A 3,729-nucleotide genomic window follows, 5' to 3' on the forward strand; every position below is an offset into this window, starting at 1 on the left:
TGAATACGGGGGTGTTCGCTTCGTCATGGCTCCATCCTGTCAGGTGTTGGAGCCTCCGGGAATCCCGGCGCGGTTCAGTTCGCCGCTTATCTCGGCCTTGTGCCCCGGCAGCATTCAACCGGCGGCAAGCCGCGGCTGGGCTCGATCTCCAAGATGGGCAACCGGCACCTGCGCAAGCTGCTGGTCGTCGGTGCGCAGCACGCAGCGCTCTACAGCATGAAGTTCGGCAAGACCAGGACGACCATGGCGGACTGGGCCCGGATCCTCTTGGCCAAGAAGCCGTTCAAGGTAGTCGCAGTCGCACTGGCCAATAAGATGGCCCGGATCGCCTGGGCGGTGATGGCCAGAAGCACGGCTTACGAGCCCGGGAGCCATGGAGCTGTCGCGTCGGCGGCATAGCCGCCCCGTTCAGACTATTCGCCCCTCGGGGCATCCAGTTGGCACGGTGATGATGAGATGATGTGAAGCCAGAGCGGATATGGACCGCCGGAACTGGAGAACCCGTGGTGTTGTCTTGCGTCAGCCAAGCGCGATAACGTGAGAGGGACCAGCTTCAGCGTAAAACATCAGGGCCTGCGGTCATGCAGCACCGCGTGCAAAGGCCGGAGACATGACTGCACCCGCCCCGCGAGGCCGAACCGTCATCAACAATCACATTGCCAAACGGGCGCCATCCAGACATGACGATGCCGTCAGAACTAAGGCCGGATCCGACAGTGGCCCCCCCTTTGGAATCCTACCTGTGCTTCCTTTCTCGAAGGACCTCATTCTGTGTGAACCGGAGGGCCACGCCAGAGAATAACCAGGGTCACATTTTAGGCATGATGAGCTAATGCACAGCCATACTCACGTATGATTTTCTTCTTCGTGACCGAGTCGTATTTATCTTGGCGAGGTCTATGATCCTAAGTTTCTTGTTTCTCGCACGCAGAAGGACACGCAGAAGGACGAGCCGCGTGCAAAAATCCTCGATTATCACAATCATTGACGATGATGAATCCGTCCGAGCCGCGATCAAGGGGCTTCTAAGGGCGATTGGATACACGGTATACACATTTTCATCCGCCGAAGATTACCTGGGCTCGCCTCGTGTGAACGACACGTCGTGTCTTATCACGGATGTTCAGATGCCGAGCATGAACGGATTAGAGCTGAAACGCCACTTGGTAGGCGAAGGTCAGCGCACGCCCATAATTTTCATAACGGCTTTCCCCGAGGAGCCAATCCGGGCGCGTGCACTGGATATGGGAGCGATCTGCTTCCTGAGCAAACCTTTCGATCCACAAGTCTTGATTGACTGTCTTGATCGAGCTCTGAAAGAAACCTGACAGTGCTACTGAGGGCCAGTTCCAAACATAGGCTGGACAGGGATGGATAAGCTCAGCCGTACGGCGAGCCACTATCCACCTAAGGTCGATTGTTTCCTCCGCCGGAATCGCCAGCTACCCGGTTCGTTTTTGCTGACAATACAGCCGAGCTTAATTATGCCAGGGTACCTCGGTCACAGGCATTCCCTTGCGTGAAATCAAGCTGTTCTGTTCTCCACTTTCACCGCGCAAGGTGCTAATTTAATTGCGATCGTCTGGTAGTTGGAGAGATGCCTCATGTCGCACCGTTCAGCTCCAGTGCCTGCGAACGCCGAAGAGCCGGTCATCTTTATCGTGGATGACGACGAATCCCTGCGCGATGCACTCGGAAGCCTGTTTCGCTCTGTCGGGCTCAAAGTCGAGATGTTCAGTTCCGCCGCCAAACTACTGCGCAGCACCTTTCCGGACGTGGAAAGTTGTCTGGTGCTTGATGTCAGGTTGCCAGGACTGAGCGGCCTCGACCTTCAGGCGGAGCTGGCCAAAGCAAATATTCACATTCCCATCATCTTCATAACGGGCCATGGTGACATTCCAATGTCGGTGCAAGCCATGAAGGCTGGAGCCGTCGATTTCCTGCCCAAGCCGTTTCGCGATCAGGACATGCTGGATGCGGTCGCCATGGCGCTCGAGCGCAATCGTCAGCAGCGACGGGCCGCGAACCAGCTGTCGGACCTGCGGGCCTGTTTCGAGACCCTGACTCAGCGCGAGCGCGAGGTGATGAGCCTGGTCGCCGCCGGCCTGATGAACAAGCAAATTGCGGGGGAACTGGGGATCAGCGAAATCACTGTCAAGATCCACCGTGGCCAAGTCATGCGGAAAATGGGCGCACGTTCGCTGGCCGATCTGGTGAAAATGGCCGAGGTGCTCAGAGGTCACTCGTCCTCACAGTAGGCCCACGGGCACGGAGACAGTGCGAGGGGGCCCGCGCTGAGATGACAAATTCCCGCTCAATGAACAGCGGGGAGCCATGGCAGGCCGTATTCGAGAACAACCCGACCATACTTCATCACCGATGTGCCCGGCACCATCCTATCCATCAATCCCTTTGGCGCTGTGCAGCTCGGCTACACTGTCGGCAAGCTGACTGGGCGGTCTGTGCTGAGTCTCTTCCATGAGGCCGATCGGGAGACCTCACGCGAGACACAGATGGAGCTGGCGCATGTCACCGGCGTCACGACGGTAGGGCAACAGGCGGCCTTGATCGTCCCTGAGATCGATCTGCCGTCCGAAGCGACGGCTGAGTTTAGCGGAGGTGAAGAGAACGACTGAGCCTCTGGCGACACGCACGAGGCCATCGCGCCTGTAAAACCTAAGTATTATATCATTGGAGTATATTCGCTTCATACTCTTGGCACTTACAGCGGCTTCGTAATCAGAGAGCTTTCCATTCCCCACATCGGGAAGGTTGGCCACTTGTCCAAAGTTCCGATCATTTCGGTCATCGACGATGACGAGTCCGTTCGGACCGCGATGAACAGCCTTCTGAGCTCAATTGGAATGATCGTTCATCTGTTTGAATCCGCTGAAGACTTCTTGCAGTCCGCGTACGTGAGCGATACGGCGTGTCTGATCACGGATGTTCAAATGGCGGGCATGAGCGGAATCGAGCTGCACCGATTCTTGATCGCCCAAGATCAGGGCATACCAACAATTTTTATCACGGCTTCCCCCGAGGAGAGCATTCGGCCGCGACTGCTGAAAACTGGAGTGGTTTGTCTCCTGAGCAAGCCGTTCGACGAGCAAGCGTTACTCCAATGCCTCGATACCGCTCTGAAGAGAAATAGGGATGAGGATGTCACGCAATAGTTTCCCAGTCGCTGGTCCTCAGGTCAGCGAGCCAGTACGAAGGGTCAAGCGGCTTGCAGTTCACTTTACGCCTGTTGCCATTTAGACGGTCGCTCGAGACGCCGGGGTATAGAGCTCGAAGCCAGGCAGCCGCACCCGGTCTTTTGGTCTGCGAGACAGTCTCCAGGATGGCGCCAATTGAGCAAACCTGTAGCGTACAATCCTGCGACGGTAACCTAACGTCAGTCAACATGACAGCCGAAATCACCTAGGGCTTGGCAGCCAACTATTTGCCAATTCAGGTTATCAAGTTCGCGGCGAGAGCGTGTAATTCCATGCGGGACAGACGGCATGCGGCCTCAGGTGGAGGCGACGCATGACCTCGTCGGAGACCCGCTCCCCGGTCTCATTGCCACCACGCTTGAGGCGAGCATTCACCCGCAGCCCGGCTGCCGTGACGGTTCCGGCAATGTAGCGGACCATCGTCGCAAAGGTCCGCAGCGTAAGCATCCGAGGAGCCGCGCGGACTTTGAGCGTCGCGCGTCATCCGGTTTGTCGTATGATGGTGGATGTTCAG

The 3,729-nt window shown here is 57.1% G+C and carries 5 protein-coding genes and 1 pseudogene; 5 read left to right on the plus strand and 1 reads right to left on the minus strand.

Annotated elements, in window-relative coordinates; translation table 11 throughout:
* Window positions 1-66 precede the first annotated feature (66 nt).
* The 5 genes and pseudogenes from JKL46_RS34280 to JKL46_RS34300 form a co-directional block, all read left to right on the plus strand.
* A pseudogene (locus JKL46_RS34280) lies at window positions 67-399 on the plus strand (transposase); the annotation flags it as partial.
* A 557-nt stretch (window positions 400-956) separates the two neighbouring features.
* Complete coding sequence (locus JKL46_RS34285) at window positions 957-1,328, plus strand: response regulator transcription factor (RefSeq protein WP_245272937.1); 372 nt, start codon at window positions 957-959, stop codon at window positions 1,326-1,328.
* 276 nt (window positions 1,329-1,604) lie between these two features.
* Window positions 1,605-2,258, plus strand: coding sequence for a response regulator transcription factor (locus JKL46_RS34290; RefSeq protein ID WP_009491820.1), 654 nt, complete (start codon window positions 1,605-1,607; stop codon window positions 2,256-2,258).
* Window positions 2,259-2,381: 123 nt separating this feature from the next.
* On the plus strand, window positions 2,382-2,636 hold the full coding sequence (locus JKL46_RS36155; RefSeq protein WP_009491819.1) for a PAS domain-containing protein: 255 nt from the start codon (window positions 2,382-2,384) through the stop codon (window positions 2,634-2,636).
* A 144-nt stretch (window positions 2,637-2,780) separates the two neighbouring features.
* Window positions 2,781-3,173, plus strand: coding sequence for a response regulator transcription factor (locus tag JKL46_RS34300; protein ID WP_040638527.1), 393 nt, complete (start codon window positions 2,781-2,783; stop codon window positions 3,171-3,173).
* Window positions 3,174-3,458: 285 nt separating this feature from the next.
* Here JKL46_RS34300 and JKL46_RS34305 read toward each other — a convergent pair whose 3' ends face one another.
* Complete coding sequence (locus tag JKL46_RS34305; protein ID WP_201842892.1) at window positions 3,459-3,662, minus strand: ISAzo13-like element transposase-related protein; 204 nt, start codon at window positions 3,660-3,662, stop codon at window positions 3,459-3,461.
* Window positions 3,663-3,729: the final 67 nt, after the last annotated feature.

Source organism: Microvirga zambiensis WSM3693, from assembly GCF_016735695.1.
Classification (GTDB): Bacteria; Pseudomonadota; Alphaproteobacteria; order Rhizobiales; family Beijerinckiaceae; genus Microvirga; species Microvirga zambiensis.